This is a genomic window from Pyrinomonas sp. (genome assembly GCF_040289685.1).
GTDB lineage: Bacteria > Acidobacteriota > Blastocatellia > Pyrinomonadales > Pyrinomonadaceae > Pyrinomonas.
The window spans coordinates 1-20,871 of record NZ_PSLQ01000008.1 but is presented as its reverse complement, the minus strand read 5'-3'; the positions used below and the strand labels follow the sequence as shown (position 1 = coordinate 20,871).

24 protein-coding genes are annotated in these 20,871 nt (G+C 61.9%); 22 read left to right on the top strand and 2 right to left on the bottom strand.

Going from position 1 to position 20,871, the window contains the following annotated elements:
- The first annotated feature begins 56 nt into the window (after nucleotides 1-56).
- From C4334_RS03350 to C4334_RS03250, 21 genes are all read left to right on the top strand, one after another.
- Nucleotides 57-764 (top strand): FliA/WhiG family RNA polymerase sigma factor, encoded by a 708-nt coding sequence (locus C4334_RS03350; RefSeq protein ID WP_352430666.1) that lies wholly within the window; start codon nucleotides 57-59, stop codon nucleotides 762-764.
- 7 nt (nucleotides 765-771) lie between these two features.
- Entirely contained in the window at nucleotides 772-1,776 is a 1,005-nt protein-coding gene (gene fliM, locus C4334_RS03345) for a flagellar motor switch protein FliM (protein ID WP_352430665.1), read from the top strand.
- Between the two features lie 34 nt (nucleotides 1,777-1,810).
- Nucleotides 1,811-2,677, top strand: coding sequence for a flagellar motor switch protein FliN (gene fliN, locus C4334_RS03340; protein ID WP_352430664.1), 867 nt, complete (start codon nucleotides 1,811-1,813; stop codon nucleotides 2,675-2,677).
- A 14-nt stretch (nucleotides 2,678-2,691) separates the two neighbouring features.
- Nucleotides 2,692-3,087 carry a hypothetical protein gene (locus C4334_RS03335; protein WP_352430663.1) on the top strand — a complete coding sequence of 132 codons (396 nt, stop codon included), beginning with the start codon at nucleotides 2,692-2,694 and terminating at the stop codon, nucleotides 3,085-3,087.
- Between the two features lie 66 nt (nucleotides 3,088-3,153).
- On the top strand, nucleotides 3,154-3,981 hold the full coding sequence (flgF, locus tag C4334_RS03330) for a flagellar basal-body rod protein FlgF (protein ID WP_352430662.1): 828 nt from the start codon (nucleotides 3,154-3,156) through the stop codon (nucleotides 3,979-3,981).
- A 32-nt stretch (nucleotides 3,982-4,013) separates the two neighbouring features.
- Entirely contained in the window at nucleotides 4,014-4,802 is a 789-nt protein-coding gene (gene flgG, locus C4334_RS03325) for a flagellar basal-body rod protein FlgG (protein ID WP_352430661.1), read from the top strand.
- 32 nt (nucleotides 4,803-4,834) lie between these two features.
- Entirely contained in the window at nucleotides 4,835-5,845 is a 1,011-nt protein-coding gene (gene flgA, locus C4334_RS03320) for a flagellar basal body P-ring formation chaperone FlgA (protein WP_352430660.1), read from the top strand.
- A gap of 214 nt (nucleotides 5,846-6,059) precedes the next feature.
- The gene (locus C4334_RS03315) at nucleotides 6,060-6,719 is read left to right on the top strand and encodes a flagellar basal body L-ring protein FlgH (RefSeq protein ID WP_352430659.1); all 660 of its coding nucleotides are present in this window, start codon (nucleotides 6,060-6,062) and stop codon (nucleotides 6,717-6,719) included.
- A 136-nt stretch (nucleotides 6,720-6,855) separates the two neighbouring features.
- Nucleotides 6,856-7,947 carry a flagellar basal body P-ring protein FlgI gene (locus tag C4334_RS03310; protein ID WP_352430721.1) on the top strand — a complete coding sequence of 364 codons (1,092 nt, stop codon included), beginning with the start codon at nucleotides 6,856-6,858 and terminating at the stop codon, nucleotides 7,945-7,947.
- Nucleotides 7,948-7,960: 13 nt separating this feature from the next.
- A complete protein-coding gene (locus tag C4334_RS03305; RefSeq protein WP_352430658.1) occupies nucleotides 7,961-8,890 on the top strand; it encodes a peptidoglycan DD-metalloendopeptidase family protein in 930 nt (309 codons plus the stop codon).
- Nucleotides 8,891-8,936: 46 nt separating this feature from the next.
- A complete protein-coding gene (gene flgM / locus C4334_RS03300; protein WP_352430657.1) occupies nucleotides 8,937-9,239 on the top strand; it encodes a flagellar biosynthesis anti-sigma factor FlgM in 303 nt (100 codons plus the stop codon).
- 153 nt (nucleotides 9,240-9,392) lie between these two features.
- Entirely contained in the window at nucleotides 9,393-9,842 is a 450-nt protein-coding gene (locus C4334_RS03295; RefSeq protein WP_352430656.1) for a hypothetical protein, read from the top strand.
- The gene (gene flgK / locus C4334_RS03290; RefSeq protein ID WP_352430655.1) at nucleotides 9,833-11,218 is read left to right on the top strand and encodes a flagellar hook-associated protein FlgK; all 1,386 of its coding nucleotides are present in this window, start codon (nucleotides 9,833-9,835) and stop codon (nucleotides 11,216-11,218) included. Before C4334_RS03295 ends, flgK begins: the two co-directional genes overlap by 10 nt.
- A gap of 36 nt (nucleotides 11,219-11,254) precedes the next feature.
- Nucleotides 11,255-12,157 (top strand): flagellin N-terminal helical domain-containing protein, encoded by a 903-nt coding sequence (locus C4334_RS03285; RefSeq protein WP_352430654.1) that lies wholly within the window; start codon nucleotides 11,255-11,257, stop codon nucleotides 12,155-12,157.
- Between the two features lie 5 nt (nucleotides 12,158-12,162).
- Nucleotides 12,163-12,597: a flagellar assembly protein FliW gene (gene fliW, locus C4334_RS03280; RefSeq protein WP_352430653.1), complete on the top strand. Its 435-nt coding sequence runs from the start codon at nucleotides 12,163-12,165 to the stop codon at nucleotides 12,595-12,597.
- Between the two features lie 14 nt (nucleotides 12,598-12,611).
- On the top strand, nucleotides 12,612-12,863 hold the full coding sequence (gene csrA / locus C4334_RS03275) for a carbon storage regulator CsrA (protein WP_352430652.1): 252 nt from the start codon (nucleotides 12,612-12,614) through the stop codon (nucleotides 12,861-12,863).
- Between the two features lie 134 nt (nucleotides 12,864-12,997).
- The gene (locus tag C4334_RS03270) at nucleotides 12,998-13,885 is read left to right on the top strand and encodes a flagellin N-terminal helical domain-containing protein (RefSeq protein ID WP_352430651.1); all 888 of its coding nucleotides are present in this window, start codon (nucleotides 12,998-13,000) and stop codon (nucleotides 13,883-13,885) included.
- Between the two features lie 110 nt (nucleotides 13,886-13,995).
- A complete protein-coding gene (locus C4334_RS03265; RefSeq protein WP_352430650.1) occupies nucleotides 13,996-14,343 on the top strand; it encodes a flagellar protein FlaG in 348 nt (115 codons plus the stop codon).
- Nucleotides 14,344-14,356: 13 nt separating this feature from the next.
- Nucleotides 14,357-15,769: a flagellar filament capping protein FliD gene (gene fliD, locus C4334_RS03260; protein WP_352430649.1), complete on the top strand. Its 1,413-nt coding sequence runs from the start codon at nucleotides 14,357-14,359 to the stop codon at nucleotides 15,767-15,769.
- Between the two features lie 34 nt (nucleotides 15,770-15,803).
- Complete coding sequence (gene fliS, locus C4334_RS03255) at nucleotides 15,804-16,241, top strand: flagellar export chaperone FliS (protein WP_352430648.1); 438 nt, start codon at nucleotides 15,804-15,806, stop codon at nucleotides 16,239-16,241.
- Nucleotides 16,238-16,690, top strand: a complete 453-nt coding sequence (locus C4334_RS03250; RefSeq protein WP_352430647.1) for a hypothetical protein — start codon at nucleotides 16,238-16,240, stop codon at nucleotides 16,688-16,690. Before fliS ends, C4334_RS03250 begins: the two co-directional genes overlap by 4 nt.
- Nucleotides 16,691-16,736: 46 nt before the next feature.
- Here C4334_RS03250 and C4334_RS03245 read toward each other — a convergent pair whose 3' ends face one another.
- Complete coding sequence (locus C4334_RS03245; RefSeq protein WP_352430646.1) at nucleotides 16,737-18,134, bottom strand: sigma-54-dependent transcriptional regulator; 1,398 nt, start codon at nucleotides 18,132-18,134, stop codon at nucleotides 16,737-16,739.
- A 335-nt stretch (nucleotides 18,135-18,469) separates the two neighbouring features.
- Here C4334_RS03245 and C4334_RS03240 point away from each other — a divergent pair, with 335 nt between their 5' ends.
- Entirely contained in the window at nucleotides 18,470-19,162 is a 693-nt protein-coding gene (locus tag C4334_RS03240; protein WP_352430645.1) for a metallophosphoesterase family protein, read from the top strand.
- Nucleotides 19,163-19,334: 172 nt separating this feature from the next.
- Here the strand turns inward: C4334_RS03240 and C4334_RS03235 are convergent, their stop codons facing one another.
- On the bottom strand, nucleotides 19,335-20,822 hold the full coding sequence (locus tag C4334_RS03235; protein ID WP_352430644.1) for a transglycosylase SLT domain-containing protein: 1,488 nt from the start codon (nucleotides 20,820-20,822) through the stop codon (nucleotides 19,335-19,337).
- Between the last annotated feature and the right edge of the window lie 49 nt (nucleotides 20,823-20,871).

The following is a 20,871-nucleotide window of genomic DNA, read 5'->3' as shown; positions in this document are numbered from 1 at the left end:
GCGCGAAAGGTGTCATCGACCGCGACGCCCGCCGCGCGTCGGCCCCGTTCGAATCCATGAAGATCGATCGTACTGCATTGATCGAATCGCATCTGGCGCAAGTCAAATTCATCGCCGAACGCTTGGCCGCCAAACTGCCGCCATCGGTGCACGCCGATGATCTCATCGGCGCGGGCGTCATGGGGCTGCTCGACGCGGCGGAGAAGTTCGATCCGTCGCGCGGCATCTTGTTCAAGACCTACGCTGAGGCCCGCGTGCGCGGCGCGATGCTCGATCACCTGCGCGAAATGGATTGGGCGCCGCGTGCGCTTCGGCAACGCGCGCGGCAAGTGGAGGCCGCTTATCGCGAGATCGAACAGGCGCAGGGCCGCCCAGCGACCGAGGAAGAGGTCGCCGCCGCTTTGAACATCTCGCTCGGAGAATTACACGAACTCTTCTCCGAATTGCGTACGCTCAATATCACGGAGACCGACGCCCAAAGCAGAGACGAACGGTCGCGCGCCATCCGTTCGGAAGAGGCTCTCGACCCGCTCGACCAATACCAAAGAGAGGAAGCGCAGCGACAATTGGCCGCCGCGATCGAACGTTTGCCGTTGCGTGAGCGGCAGGTCGTCGCCCTTTACTATCTCGAAGAGTTGACGATGAAAGAGATCGGCGCGGTGCTCGGCGTGACGGAATCGCGCGTCTCACAGATTCACACGCAAGCCGTGCTCCGCTTGCGCGCCATGCTCGAGCCCGTGCGCGACGTGTTCGCCTACATTTGAGAAGGCCATGCAGTCGAACGAGATCGTCACCAAAGAGGAGATGCGCGCCTTGTTGGGCGCCAACGCCGAGCCGATGTCGGAGAAGCGTCACCGCGTCGTCCCGTACAACTTCCGCCGTCCGGACCGCCTCTCCAAAGAGCAGGTGCGCTCGCTCTACCTCTTGCACGATCTGTTCTGCAACAGTTTGTCTTCGAGCGTGCCGGTCTTTCTGCGAACCATTTCAGAGGTCACGCTGCTCTCCGTCGAACAGCAAGCTTACGTCGAATATCTTTATGGTCTTCCCGACCCGACGGCGATCTTCACCCTCTCGATGCAGCCGTTGCAAGGATTAGCGATCATCGAATTGAATCCCTCGATCGCCTTCCCGATCATCGACCGCATGCTTGGCGGTCCCGGCATCCCGCTGGGCGAGGCACGAGCCGTCACCGAGATCGAACAGAAGATTCTGGAAGCCTTCTTGAAGTTGGTCGCCGATGACCTGCGCGAAGCATGGCGACCGTTGATCGAACTCGATCTGCAAATCGTCGGTCGTGAGACGCGGCCGCAGATGCTGCAGATCGTTGCGCCGAACGAAGTCGTCCTCTCGATCGTCTTTCATATGCAGATCGGCGAGGCGCGCGGGCACATGAGTCTGTGCATCCCGGCGGTCACGCTCGAGCCGATCATCCAGAAGTTCAACCGTTCGCTCTACTCGCGTAACCGCGACGTGCCGCCCGAGCAAACGCGCGCGTTGCTCGACACGCTGGCGATGGTCTCTTTCCCGATCGCTGCCGAAGCGCGCGGCACCAAAGTGCCGCTGGAAGACCTGTTGCGCATCGCTCCCGGCGATGTGCTTAAGTTGGACCATCCTGTGGACCAGCCAATCGAGGTGAGCGTTGGCGGTTCGGTGAAGTTCCGCGCCGAGTTGATCTCTCATCGCGGGCGCAAGGCGATCTATCTATGCGCGCGCGCTTTCGACGAGCCGCAGGTGGAGCCGGCAAACGCCGATGCGACTTCTGCCGAACAAGCTTGAGGGGTGGCGTTGACGAACGAGATGGAGGTTTGAGGTGGAGACCGGAGATCGCTTTTCGCAAATTCTGATTGAGAACTTCGTTGCCGCATGGAATGAAGTTGCCCCAGAACTCCTCGATCGCCCTTCCAAGCTGATTTCGCTTTCGCTGCGCGAAGTCGCCGGCGAGCAGGCCAACAGCGCGCTCGCCGTTGCCGCGACGTGGTCGGCAGCTTTCGCCGCCGAATGTCGCGGGACGCTCGGCGGCATGGTCGTTTTGCTCTTCAAGACGGAAGATGATGCCGCGCTCGACCGACTCGTCAAGGCAGAAGGTGACGGAGGAATGCGGCCGGGCACGCGCGCGCTGGCCAATGCGGTCTTCGCCGCGGCAGCGCAGAAATTTGGCGACCAGAAGTTTGAGATCAGCAACGCGCGACATTTGGATCTGACCGCCGACGAGTCTCGGTTGCGTGCCATCGTTGGCGACCAGTTGTTGGTCGGCACTTTCTCGCTCGCGGTGGAAGGCGAATTCGAAACTCAGGTGCTCCTGCTTTATGCGCCTCAAGGGACGCTCGCTCCCATCGAGACGGAGGCCAAGCGGAGAGATGACCCGGTCCCGCCACTAGATCAGAAAGGGGCGAGCGCTGGCGTGCGCGCCGCCGCCACGCGCAACATCGAACGGTTGCTCGATGTGGAACTCGACGTCGTCGTGCGTTTCGGGGCGACCGTGATGCCGCTGCGCGATGTCGTGCGCATGGGAGTCGGCACCATGGTCGAACTCAATCGCACCGTGGATGAGCCCGTGGAGATTTTAGTCAACGGGCGACCGTTGGCGCGCGGCGAAGTGGTGGTCGTTGACGGTTACTACGGCGTTCGCATTACCGAGATCGGCTCGCCTGCCGACCGCGCTTTTTCGATGATTTGACTGAGGAGAAGATCATGCCGAACTTTCAGCTTCTATCGCTCATCGCTTTGTGCACAAGCGTCGTCTCTTTGGTGCTGTGTTCCATCCAACAACTCCGGCTGCGGCGCGAGCGGGTTCGTACCGAAGAACTGCTCTCTTCCATCGCCGACCTCGAAGGCCAATTGACAGCGCTTCGCCGCGCAACCGAGTCGGCGACGCGCACGCCCGCCGCACGCCGCCCAATAGCCAGCGACGCCGATCGGCAACAGAGCCCATCGGAGGGCGCAACGATCAAACCGAGTTTGACCGAACGCCGCTACCGCGTGTTGCGGCTTGCGCGAAGAGGGCTTGATGCACGTGCCATTTCGTCCATGCTCAATATCCCGCACGGCGAGGTCGAATTGATCATTGGCTTGAGCCGCGCGGCTTGAAGCCAGATGAACGACGGATAGACGAGCGGCATTGCGAACTGAATTCTCACGTGGAAGGGAAGCCAGATGAGCAACGGATTGTATACCGCTTACCTTGGCATGCGCGCTCGGCAACGGGCGCTCGATGTGACAGCGAACAACATCGCCAATGTTTCGACCACGGCTTTCAAAGCCGACAGACTGCTTTACCGCGCCGTGGAAGCGGAGGTATCGCCGGAGAGCCAAACGCTCGGAGCTGAAACGAGCGGCAGCGCGCAACCCGCTTCCGCTGCGCTCAGTGGCGACGATGCGGCTATTGATGCGGAACGCGCTTCGACGTTGGCGCTTCATGCGCGTCGCGTGGGCGTGGTGAGCGCCACGGCGACCGATTTCTCCGCCGGCCCGATCCGTCAGACGGGGCGGACGCTCGACATCGCTCTAGAAGGAGATGGTTTTCTGGTCGTCGCGACGGCGCGCGGCGAGCGTTACACGCGGTCCGGATCGCTCACGTTGAATTCCGCCGGCCAACTCGTCACGCACGACGGCGACCTCGTGGTGGGTGACGCCGGGCCGCTCACGCTCCCTCCGGGCGAAGTCTCCATTAGCAGCGACGGCGTCATCTCGGTTCGAGGGAGCATCGTCGGACGCTTGAAACTCGTGCGATTCGAGAACGCAGGCCGCGCCCTCATCAAAGAAGGACAAGCGCTGTTTGCCGCCACGGGCGCCGAGCAGCCCAAAGAAGCTGTCGGCACAGCGGTTCGGTCGGGCGCGCTCGAAATGTCGAACGTCAACCCGGTTGCGGAACTGGTGACGATGATTCAGCAAGGGCGCGAGTTCGAGTCCATGCAGCGTTGCGTGACGCTGATGATGAACGAGCTCGGACGCAAGATCGTCAACGAACTCGGAAGAATCTAGCACCGCATGTCGGTCAACGAAAGGAGCGAAAGATGAGCAGAGCACTTCACACCGCTGCGACGGGCATGATGGCCCAGCAGCAGCAGATCGATAACATCGCTAACAACCTCGCCAACTCCTCCACCGTCGGTTTCAAGCGGACGCGGTTGGAGTTTCAAGACATCCTCTATCAGAACCTGCGCACGCCGGGCGCCGCCTCCAATGCGCAAACATCGCTGCCCGTCGGTTTGCAGATCGGTCTGGGCACGCGCGCCGTGGCGAGCGAACGCATCTTTTTGCAGGGCGATTTCCAACAGACGCAGAACCCGCTTGATCTCGTCATCGAAGGGAGCGGATTCTTTCAAGTTCGCTTGAGCAACGGCGAGATCGCCTACACGCGCGCCGGTTCCTTTCACTTGAATGCTGAGGGACAGATCGTCACGGCAACGGGCGAGCCGCTGGAGCCGGCCATCACCATCCCACGCGAGGCGACTTCGATCACCATCGGGACCGATGGTACGGTGAGCGTCACCATGCCAGGGCAGGCGAACGCGCAGACGGTCGGCCAGATTCAACTGGCGACTTTCGCCAATCCCGCCGGACTCGAATCGCTCGGGCGCAACCTCTTCCGCGAAACGGCAGCCTCGGGGCAGCCAACTGTCGGGACGCCCGACGCAAACGGCTTGGGACGGATCAATCAGGGATTCGTTGAAGGTTCCAACGTCAACGTCGTCGAGGAACTGGTCCAGATGATCGCTGCACAACGGGCCTACGAGACCAACTCCAAGGTCATCACCGCCGCCGATCGGATGCTGGCGACCATCAATCAAGCCGTCTCGTAGTCGAACATGGTTCGGTCATGTGAGCGGCGCAGATGGCGTTTCGTCCGTCGGCGCTTTCGCCTCGCAACGCTGTAATTGCCATGCGACTGGTGTGGTTCACGCTCCTGTGTGTGCTCGCTTGCGCGTTCAGATCGAACGCGCAGACGGTTGCCGAGCTGCGTCTGCGCGCTGAAACGATCGTGTCTTCGGACGTGTTGACTTTGGGCCAGATCGCCGAAATACATGCTGCCGACGAAATGAACAGGGCGCGGCTTGCCTCCGCGTCGCTCGGCTACGCTCCGGCGGTGGGGGCAGCGCGCGAGATCGGGCGCGTTGACGTGCTGCGCGCCATCATCGCTGCCGGATTTCGCGCCGAAGAAGTGCGCTTCAGCGGACCGGCTTCGAGCCTCGTGCGGCGCGCCGCGCAAAAGCTAGACGAACAGCTCTTGCGCGCTGCGGTCGAACAAGCGGTGTTGACCGAACTTCAAGCGGCGGGGGCTACAGCGCGGCTCGTGCGTTTGGACCTGCCACCGCACGTCGATATCCCAACGGGGCAGATCGAGGTGCGTGTTGCGGCGAACGGCGTGCGCGATCCGTTTACGCCCTTCCCGCTGACGGCGGAAGTGCGCGTTGACGGTCGCACAGTGCGACGCTTGAGCTTGACGGCGCAGGTGGAAGCCTTTGCTCCGGTGCTGGTAGCTGCGCGTGATCTGGCGATTGGAAGGCGTCTGCGCGAAGAGGATGCGACCGTTGAAGTGAGGCGCTTGACTCGCCCTGTGACTTCGTACTTGCGCGAGACGAAGCAGCTTCGCGGAATGGCGGCGAGTCGCTTGATCGTCCGGGGCGAGACGTTCACGATCGATGCGCTCCACGCGGAAACGGTGATCCGTCCGGGGGATCAAGTGCGCATCGAAGGGGCGAGCGATCGCGTGCGCGTCGCCGTCATGGGCGAAGCGCGCGCCGCCGGGCGCATAGGCGACCGCATCACGGTGCGAAACGCGCAATCGGGCGCGTTGCTGCAAGCGGTGGTCGTCGATGAAGGGGTCGTTCGCGTGCGCTTTTAAAAGGCGCGTCTCTTCTCGTCGGGGAAGCGCCCCTCGATTTGCGCGCTTTTGCGGAGCGAACTTCTAGGGATCTATGACCGCCAGCAGCCGCAGCTCGATCCGTTGCCAGCGACCGGACCAGCGACATCGGTTGGCGCTACCACAACCGGTAGTGGTTGCGCCGCTGGATCTTGTGGTCGAGCGGGTTAGATCGCGTCGGAAAAGGGAGAAGAAGATGAATGGGCGCTTCAGACTGTTTGCCTTGATGATCTGCGTGATGTCTCCATTGTGGTGTTGGGCGCAAGGTGAAATGATTCGAACCGCCGACAGGGCAGCGCCTTCGGCCAACGGCTCGCTCTTCGTGCAAGCCTCGCCGATGGTCGACCTTTACGGCGATTTCAAACCGCGTCGCATGGGCGATCTGGTCTTCGTCGATGTAGTCGAAGAGAGCACCGCATCGGTCGCTTCAAACGCCAAACGCGCGCGCGACTCCGGCACGCTTGGCGGCCTCGTGACGGCAGCCGGAGCGTTGCCGCTTCCCGGTGCCGGCATCGCCGCTGGCGTCATCGGTGCGCTGGGTTCGCGCAAATACGACGGCAAAGGTTCAACCGAGAGGCGAAGCAACGTGCGCGCGCGCATCGTCGCCCGCGTGGTCGAGGTGTTGCCTAACGGGGACCTGCGCATCGAAGCGCGCAAACTGGTCCGCGTCAACAAAGAGACGGAAACGCTGCTGCTCTCCGGCGTCGTGCGACAGCGCGACGTGGCGGCAGACAATACCGTGCCGACGACGGCCATTGGCGATTTGCGCGTTGAACTTAATGGCAAGGGAGTTGCCTCTGCGGATAACGCGCCGGGTTGGCTCTTCCGGCTCTTTGAGAAGATCGCGCCCTTCTGACGAGGTGAAAGCCATGTTCACTAACGACCGAAAACCGCGCAGACGCCGTCGTTCAGCCGCGCTCGAAGATCTCATGGCGCTCGTTCCCGACTGTGTTGACTGCGTGCATGCGGCTCAACTCTTCTGCTCGTTCTACATGGCGCTTTGCCTTGCGGCGGCAGCGCTCGGCCAGAGCGTCAATCGTTTGACGGTGCGCGTCAAAGACATCGCCGAAATCGAGGGCGTCCGCTCGAATCAGCTCATCGGCTATGGCATCGTCATCGGCCTGAACCGCACGGGCGACCGCGTGCAACAGAACCTCTACGCGCGACAGACGTTGCAGAACTTGCTCGAACGCATGGGGATCACCGTCTCGACCGATGCTTTGCGTCCGGAGAACATGGCCACCGTTCTCGTCACGGCTACGCTTCCGCCCTTCGCCCGTCAAGGGACCAAGATCGACGTCACAGTTTCGTCCATCGGCGATGCGCGCTCGTTGCAGGGCGGGACGTTGGTCTTGACGCCTTTGCGCGGCGTTGATGGTCAAGTCTATGCGCTCGCCCAAGGTCCCGTTTCGGTAGGTGGTATCTCGGCGGGCGAGCCGGGCAATTCCGTCGAGGTCAATCACCCGACGGTGGGGCGCGTTCCCAACGGGGCGCTCGTTGAACGCGAAATCGCCACCGATCTGGCCGCTGGCGGACGCTTGACGTTGGCGCTCAGGCAAGATGATTTCACGACGGCGGCGCGTCTGGCGCGTGCGGTCAACGCCAAATTCGGCACGGGCACGGCGCGTGCCATCGATGGACGCAACGTCGAGATCTTCTTGCCAAACGGCTGGCAGCAGGATCGCGTTGGGTTCATCGCTGAACTCGAAGCGCTGCGCCTTGAAACCGACGTGGTGGCCAAAGTGGTCATCAATGAACGGACAGGGACCATCGTCATGGGCGGCAACGTCCGACTCTCTTCGGTGGCGATCTCGCAGGGCGGCATCACGGTGCGCGTCGGCACGGAATACGAAGTTTCGCAGCCGGGGCCGTTGTCAAGAACGGGCGAGACCGCGGTCGTCCCGCGCACGAGCGTCGAAGTCAAAGAGCGCAAGCCGGAATCAGTCGTGCTGCCCGATGGCGCGACCGTCGATGAGGTTGTGCGCGGCTTGCGCGCAGTGGGCGTTTCGGCGCGCGACATCATCAGCATCTTGCAGGCGATCAAAGCGGCTGGCGCGCTCGCCGCCGACTTGGAGATGCAGTAAGGAGCGAAGCGAAGTGTCGGAGATCACGGCCATCAATGGCACGGCGACCATCAACGCCACGCAGCGTCGAGCCGAAGCGCGGCGCGCCGCGCAGGAATTTGAGGCGCTGTTGCTCAATCAGTTGACTTCGGCGCTCGCCCCTGCGGAGGAGAGCGAAGATGATCTGTTCGGCGGCTCGGCAAGTGGCGTCTATCGTCAGATGTTCGGCGAAGAGATCGCGCGGGCGATGTCACGCGGCGGAGGCATCGGCATCGCCGACATGATCCTGCGCGGCCTGAACCTCGCCGAAGAGCGATCGCCGCTCGTCCGAGCGGTGGAAGGAGCGCGACTGGTCCGCGTTGAGAAGACGGAGGCGGTCCCCTCAGTTGGCGTCGAACCGCGTCACATAAGCAGTTCGATGGCGGCATCCGAGCAGCGCGTGCTCAGCTCGCCGGAAGAGGTGATACATCTCACTCGGCCGCGGCGCGTCTTCGCCGAACCGCATGGTGCGTCGGGGCATGGAGCGCCAACAGTTGGCGAAGAGGTTCCGCTGCGGATGCCTTTGTGGGCGCGCCTCAGCTCGTCTTTCGGTCTGCGCCGCGATCCCATCAACGGGCGGCAGCGATATCACGCTGGCGTCGATCTGGCTGCACCGCGCGGGACCAGCATCGCTGCGGCAGGCGACGGACGGGTGATCTTCGCCGGGAAAAGGCGCGGTTACGGCAACACGGTCGTCATCGAACATGCAGACGGACGGCGCACTCTCTACGCCCATGCTGAACGCTTGCTGGTCCAGCCGGGCGACCACGTGCGCGCTGGCCAACCCATCGCCACCGTCGGCGCCACGGGGCGGGCGACGGGGCCGCATCTGCATTTCGAGGTGGTCGAGGATGGACGGCGCGTCGACCCATTGCGCGAAGTCGAACGAATAAAGGCTAATGATTTGGCCCGAAATAGCCGATAAGAAGCTTTGGGGAAGATCCCCTTGAAGAGGCGCAATGGAGAAACAGATGAACAGGGTGGAGTTAAACGGCGAAATCGAAACCGGTCGCGTCGGGCCGGTGCGGCGCACGGAACGCGCTGCCGAAGTGCGCAAAGCGGAAGAAGCGCGAACGTCGGAGGGCGCAGACCGCGTGAGCTTATCGGAGCGCGCCGCGCGCATGCAACAGCTCGCTGCGCGCTTGCGCGACATGCCGGACATGCGGCAAGAGCGGGTGGCTGAGCTTCGCGAACTGGTTCGATCCGGGCGGTACGATCCGCCGGCAGGCATGATCGCTGAGGCGATCATCAGGCAGGAGAACGGTTCTCGCTAGCTTGAACCTTGGAGCTGATTCAAAAAAAGCGCGGCGTGTTGTCGCGGCGCTAGCGAAATCTTTGACTCGAGCTGAAGGCGGGCGACGAAGGACGAACTCGTTTGGCGATTTGTTTGCGCGTTCGTCCCTCTTTGACTCGAACGTGGAGCGACGATGCAGGACGAACTGATCCGAAAAGCCGCGTCACTGATGGCTGAACAGACGGCAGCTTATGGCCGATTGAGTTCTTTATGCGCGCAGATGTTGACGGCGCTCGTGCGCGACGCGCCGGAGACGATCGAAGCGCTCGTGCGCGCAGGCGATGCCGAACTGCATAAGATGCGCGCGCGTTTGGTGGAATTGGTGGGCACACTCGCCGCCTTCGCCGACGCACGTGCGGCTTGCCCGCTGCCCATCAGCGATGAGGCGCGCGATCGTTTCGAGCGGGCTTCGGCAGAATTGATGCGCGCCGCGCGCGAATTCCAACACGTGCGGCGCCGCGCCGCGATGCTGGCCAACAACGGTTCGGTCTTCACCGCAGCCTGCATGCAGATGCATGGGATTCAGCCCATAACCTACAGCGTTCCTCTTACACCTCGCGGAGGGCCGACGCGATGGGCATAAACTTTTCGGCTTTCGAGATCGGACGGCGCGCGCTGCGCGCTCAGCAGCTCGGCATCACCGTCACAGGGCAGAACATCGCCAACGTCAACACGCCCGGCTACGCACGGCAGCGGCTGTTGCTCGCGCCTGCGCCGCCCGACGGGGCGCGTCCTCTGTCGATTGGCGTCGGCGTTTTGGTCCAAGGCGTGGAAGCAGCCCGCGATCGTTTCATCGAGGCGCGCCTGCAACGCGAAACGGGAATCGCCGGACGCCTGAACGCTGAACGCGATGTGTTCGCCGTGATCGAAGGGGCGTTTGGCAACGTTTCCGAAGGCGGCATCGGTCAAGCGCTAACCAGCTTTTTCAATTCCTTCCGCGATCTCGAAGCGAATCCGACTTCCGTTCCATTGCGTACCTCGGTGGTTGCGCGCGCCGTCGATCTGACGAACGCCTTTCACCTGACGCGATCGCGTTTGCAATCCGTTTATCGCGATACGCAGGTCGAAGCCGGTTCGCTCGTCGAAGAAGTCAACCGATTAGCAGCGCAGGTCGCCGAACTCAATCGGCAGATCAGCGTCGCGGCAAAGACCGGCAACATCTCTTCGGCGCTCGAGGATCAGCGCGGCGAAGTCGTTAAGCGTTTGACGGAACTGGTCGGCGTCAACGCCGTGGAGAACCCGAATGGCGACGTGACGCTCACCTTCAGCGATGGGCGCGCTTTGGTTCTAAACGACCGCGCGTTCGCTATGAACATGGTCTCGGTCGCCAACGGCGTTCCTATCATTACCCTCGATGGACAACCGCTCTCGGTTGACGGCGGGCGCATCGGCGGTCTGTTGAACGCCTTGAGCGCAGTCGGTGATCACATCGTCGCGCTCGATGGTCTGGCCGCTGCCGTGGCCGCGCGCGTCAACCAACTTCATACTTCGGGTGAGGATCTCGACGGCAACGCCGGAGCGGCCTTCTTCGTTTCAAGCAATGGCGGTCCGATTGATGCCGCGACCTTGAGCGTCAATCCGGCGCTGACGGCAAGCCCGCGACGCGTCGTGGCCGCGGCCACCGGCGCCGGAAGCGGCGATGCGACGGTCGCACGCGCCATCGCCAATCTCGTCTCCGACTCGAATCAAACGGTCGGAGCGCGTTCCGGATCGTTCCCCTCGATCTTCTCTTCGATCGTCGCCGATGCCGGCGATCAATTGCGCGTCGCGGAAGACGGATTAGCAGCGCAACAATCGATCGTCGCTCAAGTGGTCGCTCAACGGGAGAGCGTATCCGGCGTTTCGCTCGATGAGGAAGCGATCAATCTCATGCAGTATCAACGCGCGTACGAGGCGGCAGCGCGCTTTCTCAAGGTCGCTGACGAAATGACGCAGACGTTGATCGCCCTCGGTCAGTGATGATCCTAACAATCAACTTTCGAGGTTGAAGGTCTTATGCCTTTTCGCGTCACCGATTCATTGATGAGCGCACGTCTGGTCCAGCAGCTCGGCCTCGCGCGGCAAAAGCAGGCCGCCGCGCAGGAGCAGATCAGCAGCGGCAAACGGATCAATCGCCCTTCGGATGATCCCGTCGGGGCAGAGAAAGTGATGAACATCCGCATCTCGCAAGCAGCGCTCGCGCAGTTCAAGAAAGCGATCACGCAGGCCGATGAAAAGCTGCGCGTCGGCGATAGCGCGCTCGAATCCTATGAGCAACTGTTGGACAGGGCGGGCGCGTTGCTCGCACAAGGCCTGTCGGATTTCGCGACGCCAGAGGCGCGTCAAGCGTTGGCCGTCGAGATCGAGGGCTTGCGCGAAAGCGCGCTCCACCTCGCGCAACTGAAACACGGCGACGAATTCATCTTCGGCGGAACGCGACAGGACCAGCCGCCGTTTGACTCGTCGGGAACGCCCGCCGCAACGCCTTCGACCGAACAGCTGTTGCAGATCGAAGCTGAGGCTCCGCCCGTGATCACGGGCGTGCGGGCCGAAGAGGTCTTCAGCGATGGCAACGGAACGGTCTTTGCCGCGTTGGCCAGCGCGGCGACGGCGCTGCGCGGAACGGGCAACCCGACTACGGATCGGGCGACGTTGGAGGCGATGATGGGGCGCCTGAATGATCTCGGCAGCCGCGCTCGCAGCGCTCGCGTGCGCCTCGGCGTCGCTTTGGAGCACGTCGAAGCCGTCGGCGCACGGCTCGATGCCGACAACCTAGTGCTCGAAGAGGTCGCACAACAGGCCGAATCCGCCGACGTCGCGCAAGCCGCCGTCAAGCTGGCGGAAGCCTCCAACGTGATCGACGCCATCGCGCAAACGGCGCGCTTTAGACGCAACTCGCTCATCGATATCCTCGGTTGAAGAAGATGCCGACCATATGCATTCAGGGTGCGACCCTCTCTTATGAAGAATCGGACATCATCGCCTTCGACGAAGGGTTGATCGGCTTCCCGCATCTTCGCCGCATGGTGCTGGTGCGACAAAGCGACATCGCCCCCTTCTTGTGGCTCGTACCGCTCGACGACGAGCGTCTCGCCTTTTTGACGATCGATCCGCGAACTCTCTTGGCCGATTACGCGTCGCACGTGCCCACAGATGTGCGCGCCCGCTTAATGTGCGACGCGGAAGACCGACTGTTGATGCTCTGCATGGTCGTCATGCGTGCGGACCCAAGTCGCTCGACCGTCAACTTACGCGCCCCCGTGCTCATTTCGGCGCGTGCGATGCGCGGACTGCAAACGATTCTCGCCGATAGCAGCTATCGTGTGGACCAGCCGTTGCTCGTCGCTGAAGCGGCGTGAAGGAGCGGAGGTTTATGCTCGTCCTATCGAGAAAAAGCGGCGAAAAACTGATCATCGGCAACGAGATCGTCGTCGAGGTGTTGGCCATCAACGGCGATGTGGTCAAGCTCGGGATCACCGCGCCGCGGGCAACGTCGGTCCATCGGTTCGAGGTCTTCGCCGAGATCGAAGCGGCCAATCGCGCCGCGCTCGCCTCGTGTGAGCTGGAACGTGAGGTGATCGAACGGATGGCGACGCGCTTGAAGCATAGGCGCTCAACGCCATAAGGTCACGGCGCGCGCTAAAGTTCCGCGCGCGCAGCTCCGATAAGTAGTGTGAAACCGGGAGAGTTTCCCGGCAACAAAGAAGAGCCAAGGCACGGATGCCGCGGCTACAAAAAACCGTTCACGGAGGAACACTAATGGGATTCTCGCTTGTCAACAACCTAGCTTCGCTCGATTCACAATCTCGTCTGTCCGCTACTTCGGTCAGACTCAACCGCACGCTTCAACGCCTTTCTTCCGGTCTTCGCATCAACAACTCAGGCGATGATGCCGCTGGTTTGGCGATCGCCAATGCTTTCCGCAACGACATCGCTAAATTGAGTCAAGGTATCCGCAACGCCAACGACGGCGTCTCCACCTTGCAGATCATCGACGGCGGTTTGGCGACGATCTCGACCTTGCTCGATCGCGCGATGACGCTGGCGACGCAATCGGCTTCGGATACGTTCATCGGCGACCGCAGCACGCTCAACGCCGAACTCGGCAAAGTCGTCGCCGAAATCTCGCGCCAAGCCCAAAACATCGGTCTGGCAAGCGCTGACGCCAATCCAGCAAGGGCGGCGTGGAGCCGTTTTGCCAAAGCTTTGACGGTCTTCATCGGCGGCGGAACGTCAGCCAACTCCAGCAACAACTCGGTGCAGGTCGATCTGGCCGGCGTCAACGTCGATGCTGCCGGATTGAGCTTTGCTACCTACGACAGCGCCACCGGCGACTACACCGTCACCATCGATATCAGCACGCAAGCGAACGCTTTGACAGCGATTCAAACGATCCGCAGTGCCGTGACCACGCTCGGCGGAGTACAGGGCAAGGTCGGCGCCGGTCAGAACAACCTCGCACAAGCGATCGATCTGGCGACTTCGCAGTTGACCAACTTCCAAGCCGCCGAGTCGCGCATTCGCGATGCCGACGTCGCTTCGGAGGCTTCGGATCTGTCGCGCTTGACCATTCTGCAGCAAGCTGGCGTGGCCGCTTTGGCGCAAGCCAACCAGTCGAATCAAGCGGTGCTTTCGTTGCTCCGATAAACGGCTCGAGGACGACCTTTCGACAAGGGGTGCATGGGCTAGAGCGGGCTTCCTCTTCGCGAGGCTCGCTCTAGTCTTAAGATCAACGCGCGGAGATTCGGGATAGAGCTATGAGCATCGCCATCATGGGATTGAAAGCGAATCTCAACTCGCCGAGCGGCGCCAGCATGGGCGTTGCCGAAACGGCGCGCGTCGCAACGGTTGTGAACAAACAGGATGCGGCGCAGGCGGAAGACAGAGGCGTCTCCGAACGCGACCTGCGGAAGATCTCCGATGTGCTTCAACCATTTCAGATCGCGCTCAAGTTCAGTCGCGACGAGGAGACGGGCGCGATCGTCGTTCGCGTGATCGACGAAAGGTCCGGCGAGACGTTACGGCAGATCCCGCCGGAAGCTTTGCTCCGCCTGTCGGCGGCGTTGGGCAAACTTCAAGGCCAGATCTTCAATCGGTTGGCATGAGAGGAAGAAGCACGTGGCAAACGGCAACGTCGGCTTGGGCGGTTTCAACAGCGGCATAGACTTCGGCGTGCTCATCGACGCGATCGTCGCGCGCAGCAGCCGTCCGCTTCAACAGTTGCAAGCGCAACGGAGCACGGTTCAAGCGCGGGCCGATGCGTTGCGCGAACTCAACGCGCGTCTGATCAAGTTCACCGAAGCGGCGCGCGCATTGGCCGATAACGCGCTCGCCGCCGCGCGCTCGACCACCTCGTCCAACGCCGCGGTCGCCACAGCCACCGCGAGCGATGGCGCTTCGCCGACGGCCATCAACTTGAGCGTGGCGCGGCTAGCGACCGCCTTCGCCCAAGCGACCCGCTCTTTCGCCTCGCCGAACGATCCGGTGCTCGCCGCTGGCGCAACCAGCGCGACGTTCGAACTGCGCAAGGGCGGGGCCTCTTCTGGTCCAACGATCACCATCGATGCGAGCAACAACAGCCTCGTCGGGTTGCGCGATGCCATCAACGCTGCCAACGCCGGGGTGACTGCTGCGATCGTCGATGTGGGCGGCAACGGATCAGCCTATCAACTCGTGCTCACCTCGACCGACACGGGCGCGAGCAATCGCGTCCAGTTGATCGAAACGAGCGCCACCGGAACGGAAGCCAATTTGAACTTGCGCGCCCTCAATCCAACCGGTTCGCCGCCCGACTATTCGCTCCTTGATGCCGAAATAAACCTCAACGGCCTCGTGGTCCATCGCGCAGCGAACAAGATCGCGGATCTAGTCGCTGGCGTCACCTTCGAATTGAAGTCCGCCGGGACGACGACCATCACCGTCGCCGCCGATGCCAGGAGCGTCGCGGACAAAGTCAAAGCTTTCGTCGAAGCTTACAATTCCGTGCAGGACTTTATCCTGTCGCAGCAAAACGACGCGGCAGGCAAAGCCGGTGGGCCGCTCGCCAGCGATGCGACGTTGCGCGCCGTGCAAAGGACGTTGCGCGATGCGCTCGCCGCCTCATCCACCGGCAACGGCGGCGCGTTTACCAACCTGACGGAGATCGGCATCGGGCGCGACGAGCGAGGTAAACTCACCCTCGATCAAGCCAAACTCGATGATCGCTTGCAGAACGCCTTCGCGGATACGGTTGCGCTGCTTGCTGGGCGAACGCCGAGCAACGTCGGATTGGCCGACCAAATACTGACCACCGCTTCTTCCTTGAGCGATCAGGTTTCGGGCACAGTTCAGCTGGCGATCAAAGGCTACACGGATTCCGCATCGCGCCTCGATCGTTTGATCGCCGACAATCAAGCGCGTCTCGACCGCTTGCGCGAAAGCCTGACGCGGCAATTCGCCGCCGTCGATGCGGCCATCAGCCAGTTGAACGGGCAGGGAACAGCGCTCAACAACATCATCCGGTCCTTGCAGCCGCAACAAAACAATCGGTAAGCTCGCGTCGCCCGACGAGGGAGGGAAGAGGAAGATGATCGCTAAACCGAACGCGCTCGCTAGTTACGGGCGAGTGGCCAACGCCGAAACGGATCGTTTGCAACAGATCGTCATGCTCTACGATGGGGCCATACGCTTCCTGCGGCTCGCCGCGCGCTCCATCGAGACAGGCGACCTGCAAACCAAGGCAGAACAGACCAATCGCGCGCTCGACGTCATCGCCTACTTGCAAGCCATTCTCGACTTCGAACGCGGCGGCGACGTCGCGCGCACGCTCGATCACCTCTACAACCAAGTCGCCGCGCTCGTCCTGCGCGCCAGCGCCACGCTCGATGCCGAAACCATGCGTCGGGCGGCCGATCTGCTCGTGCCAGTGCGCGACGCTTGGTGCCAAATTCGTTCCGGCTCGAACAATAGCCTTCCGCTGAACGGTGAAGCGTTCAGCGCGCCTCGCGCCACAGCCCAACCATGAACCGCGCCGATTTGCAAACGGAAATCAACGCGCGAGCCGAGTCGATCATCGAGTTGCTGATCGCGCAGTGTCGCGACCTTGAACTGTTGTTGAAACTTGCGCGGCGCGAAGCGGCTGAACTCGAACGCGGCGATTTCGCCGCGTTGATGGCGACCGTGCGCGAGCGTGCCACGCTCGACGAACGTCTAGCGGTCTATCAGCAACAGATCATCTCTTTGCGCGCGCAGCTCGGTCAGCGTTCGCCCGACCTTGAGAGCGAGCAGGCGGCCTACCTCCTGCAGCTCGCTCGGGAGATCAAAGAGCAAGACGGAAGAACGCGCGTGGCGCTGGAAACGGTTCGTCGGCAGACCTCGGAACGCTTAGCGCGCCTTCAACGAGCGACCAGAGGATCGCGCGCCTACCTGCAAGATGGACAAACAAAGCCGGTCGCCTGCGACCGCATGGTGTGATCCGCTCTTTGCCGCCTTAAGAGAGCCAGACCCGCGCAAAACTCCCTTATGTGTCGTCGTCCGTGTTGATCTGCAGGCGTTTCAGCTTCTCGACGAAGGTCGTCCGTTTCATGTTGAGGAGTTTGGCCGCCTGCATCTTGTTCCCCTTGGTTTTGGCGAGCGATTGAAGCAGAAGCTCGCGCTCGACCTGCGAAACGACCGCCTCGAAGTTCAATCCCTCGTCGGGGATCTGCGTTTCGACGCGCGCTTGTGCGGCGATCGCCGAGACGCCGGAAGCCGCCCCACCTCGTACCTCCTCGGGAAGATCGTCCACAGTGATCTTCGCGCGCGCGCCAGAAAGCACGGCGGCGCGCTCCATGGCGTTCTGCAATTGACGCACGTTGCCGGGCCAGCGGTAGGAGAGAATCACACGACGCGCCTCCTCGTCGAGTTCTTTAACCGGAAGCCCGACGTTGCGGCAGAATTTCGCTAAAAGGTGCTCGGCCAAAGGCATGATGTCAGCTCCCCGTTCGCGCAGCGGCGGAAGCTTCAGATGTACGACGTTGAGCCGATAGTAGAGATCGGCGCGAAACTGTCCATTGGCGACGCGCTCTTCGATGTTGCAACTCGTCGCCGCGATGACGCGAACGTCGACGCGGACCGGGCGCGAACTGCCTAAACGCTCGAACTCCCGTTCCTGCAGAACGCGAAGCAACTTGGCCTGCAACGGCAAGCTCATGTCGCCGATCTCGTCAAGAAAGAGCGTGCCGCCGTTGGCCTGTTCAAAACGTCCCTCGCGGGTTGTGTGCGCACCAGTGAAAGCCCCTTTGACGTGGCCGAAAAGCTCATCTTCGAGGAGTTGCTCCGGCACGGCGGCGCAGTTTAAGGCGACAAATGGACGCTCGCGCCGCGAGCTCTGCTGGTGAATCGAACGCGCGACGACCTCTTTGCCCGTGCCCGTCTCGCCTGTGAGCAGCACGGTTGTGTTGAAAGGGGCGATGGCTTGCACTTGGTCGAAGACGCGCCGCATCGCTGGGGATTCGATGACCACTTCGACTTCGCGATCCCCCGCGCTGACTCTTGGCCGCTGGCGCAACGCAAGGCGTTCAACAGCAACGCGCACGGCGCTCGATAGCGTGTCGAGTTGGAACGGCTTGGTGATGAAATCCACCGCCCCGCGCTTCATCGCTTCCACCGCCACGTCGATGGTCCCGTAAGCGGTCATGACGATGGTGACGGCGCCGGGAGCGACCTGTTTCAAATGCAATAGAAGATCAAGCCCTGACATCCCCGGCAGTGCGATATCGGTCACCAAAACGTCGAAACTCTCTCGCTTGAGGAGTTCCAGCGCGGCTTCAGCCGATGCGACGCCCTTGGCACTGTATCCGTCGAGCGCAGCCGCTTCGAGCAGAAGCTGACGAAGGCGATCTTCGTCTTCGATGAAGAGAATGCGAGCGTCTATCATATCGAGGTATATCGGTCAGGCGCGTGCTTCTAGCAAATGGCGCGGCGGCCTTGTTCATCCGCCACAAAACCCTTTTGCATAGTAATCAATTCGCAACCAAAAGACAACAATTTTGTTGTTCTCACACGGACGAAGCGCCAGCGAGAAAGATCTGTTCCAATAGAGCCTTGGCCTATTTGCTCCTCAACTGTGGTGACGAGCGAAAGGCGCTGGAGGTTTCAGAAAAATTCCGTCGGCGTTTTGATAAAAATAAGCTCATATTACTTGACAATAACATTATCAATTCGCTAGATTAAACCCTCCGAGATCATCTATCTGTGAGGAGGTGAATGGCGATGCGCAAAACGACGAGGAGAATGATCGCTGCTTCCAACGTCCTCGGTGAGCTGAGCGCGCTTGAACGCTTGATTCAGCAAATCCCTGAGATCGAGGCCGACGCTTTGGTCATCCTCGGGGATTTAGCCCCGCGTGAGGCTGGCACGCGCGACTACGCGCAGCTCTTCCGCCTTCTGACACATGTTGATCTACCGACTTTCTACCTTCCGGGGCGTCAAGATGCGCCCATCGAAGAGTACTTGCGCGAGGCGGCCAACATCGAGGTGGTCCATCCGCAGATGCACGGCGTACACGGAAGCTATGCTTTTGCGCCCGGATATCTGCTGGTCGCTGGTCTAGGCGGCGAGATCGCCGATGACCCGGACGCGCCGCGCGAAGAACGCGAGTGCTTGCGCTATCCCGGTTGGGAAGCCGAGTACCGTTTGAAGGTGCTCCGAGAGTTAAAGGACTACCCCAAGATCCTGCTCTTTACGACGCCGCCAGCGCACAAGGGTCTCGGCGAGGATGGCAGCCAGACGGTGGCCGAGCTGATCAAGACTTATAACCCGAGAGCGGCGCTGGTTGCGGGCGCGGAGCGCAAACAGGAGAAGCTCGGCGATTCGTGGGTCGTGATGCCCGGATCCTTGGCCAAAGGTGAGTTCAGCGTGATCGATCTGCGCGAGGAGCGGCTTGAAGCGGGCGCCATCGCTTGAGCGGCGCTCACCGCGGGCGAAACGTCGGAAGCTTTGGCAGAACTCACAGCGAAACCGAGCGCGTGAAAGGTCGGGAGCGGTGGGCTGCCCTTTTGAAGGCTTCTCCGCTCCTGAAGCGAGCGTAACGTTGATCGCCTGGCCTACCGAGAAAAAGAGCCGGAAGGCGTAGCGTTCATCGAGCTGAGAGCTTTTCGGTCGTGAGATTAGGCCGTAGGTCTGTAGTGTAGAGCGTGCAGTAAGCGCGATAGTTCGTCATCACCTTGAAGACGTAGTTCTTCGTCTCAGCGAATCCGATTTCAGCCGTGAAGATGCCGACATCGTGTCTGCCGGAGCGTTCGAGCCAGCGCGCCACGTTCTCCTCGCCGCCGTTGTAGGAGGCGACCACGGCTTCGGTTGAGCGAGCGAAGAGCTTGTTCAACTCCTCGAGGTAGGCGACGGCGATGCGGATGGAGACTTCCGGCTGGTAGAGATCCGCTTCGCTCACATCGGCGAGTTGAACGCGCGGCCCGTACCTTTTCGCCGCGTCCATGGTCAGTTGCATGAGGCCGCGCGCTGCGGCGCGCGAGCGCGCTTGCGGGCGAAACTCGCTCTCTTGGCGCATGATGGCGAGCACAAGGCGCGGGTCTAGATCGCGTCCTTGCACGGCGCGCAGAATGGTCTCACGGTACGGCGCCGGGTAGTCAGCGGCTGCCGCTTTGACCGCCTGCCGCACGCGCGCGTCACGTGCGGCGGCTATGCGGCGAGTCTCTTTGTTCAGCTTCCCGAGCCTTTGCGTCGCCAGCCAGCCGTAGTAGGAACCGGGGCTGTCGGCGATCGATTGGTAAACTTTTGCCGCTTCCGCCGTCTGTCCGAGCCTTTCCAAGCAGTAAGCGCGCAAGTAGGCGATCTCGGCGGCGTTCGTCATGGTCGCCGCAAGCGACGTGCGGGCGAGCGCTTCGGCGATGCGCGCCGCACTGGACCAGTTAGCGCGCGCCGTCTCCAGTCTCAAGTGGGCGAAGAGTGCAGCTTGGGCCGTTGGCGTGCCAGCGAACTTCTGGCGCGTGCGTTCGATCCAACGCAAAGCCTCATCGCTGTTTCCCGCCTCACGCCACGTATCGATTGCGTTCAGGTATGCATCGCTGATGCGTTCTCCATCGGGAAAGCGCTCGATATAGGCTTGATACCGTAGCGCCGCTTCGGCGGCCCGCCCCATGCGCAGCAGCGTCGGCGCGACGAAATAGAATCCGTCGCGCCCTTCGCGCGTGTGTGGGAATTCGCGCCCGACGCGCTCGAAGAAAGGAAGCGCTTCCGCGTAGCGTCGTTCTTGGTAGAAGGCGCGTCCGATGCCGAACAGGGCTGCCGGGATGTTCGCGTCATTTGGGTAGCGCGCGATCAGCGTTTGCCAGTGTTCGCGCGCTTCGCGGAAGGCTCGGTTGGCGAAATAGATCGCCGCGCGACGCATGTGCTCTTCGGGAGGGAGCGGGCGCAATGCGCCATCGGCGGTGCGGTTTAGCTGGTCCAGTCGGCGCGTCGAGGCGAGCGCGTCATCTCCTTGATCGCTCGCCCATGCCTCGATTGCGGGCGGCGCCGCTGGTCCGGTCAATTCGTCGCCTTTGCAGGCGCGGTCGAAAGAGAAAGCCAACAACAGGACCAGACAAGCTCGGAGAGGACGTTTCGTCATCAGATTTCAGTGGCGCTACAGACCCCGGCCTTCAGACCTGGGGAGGAGC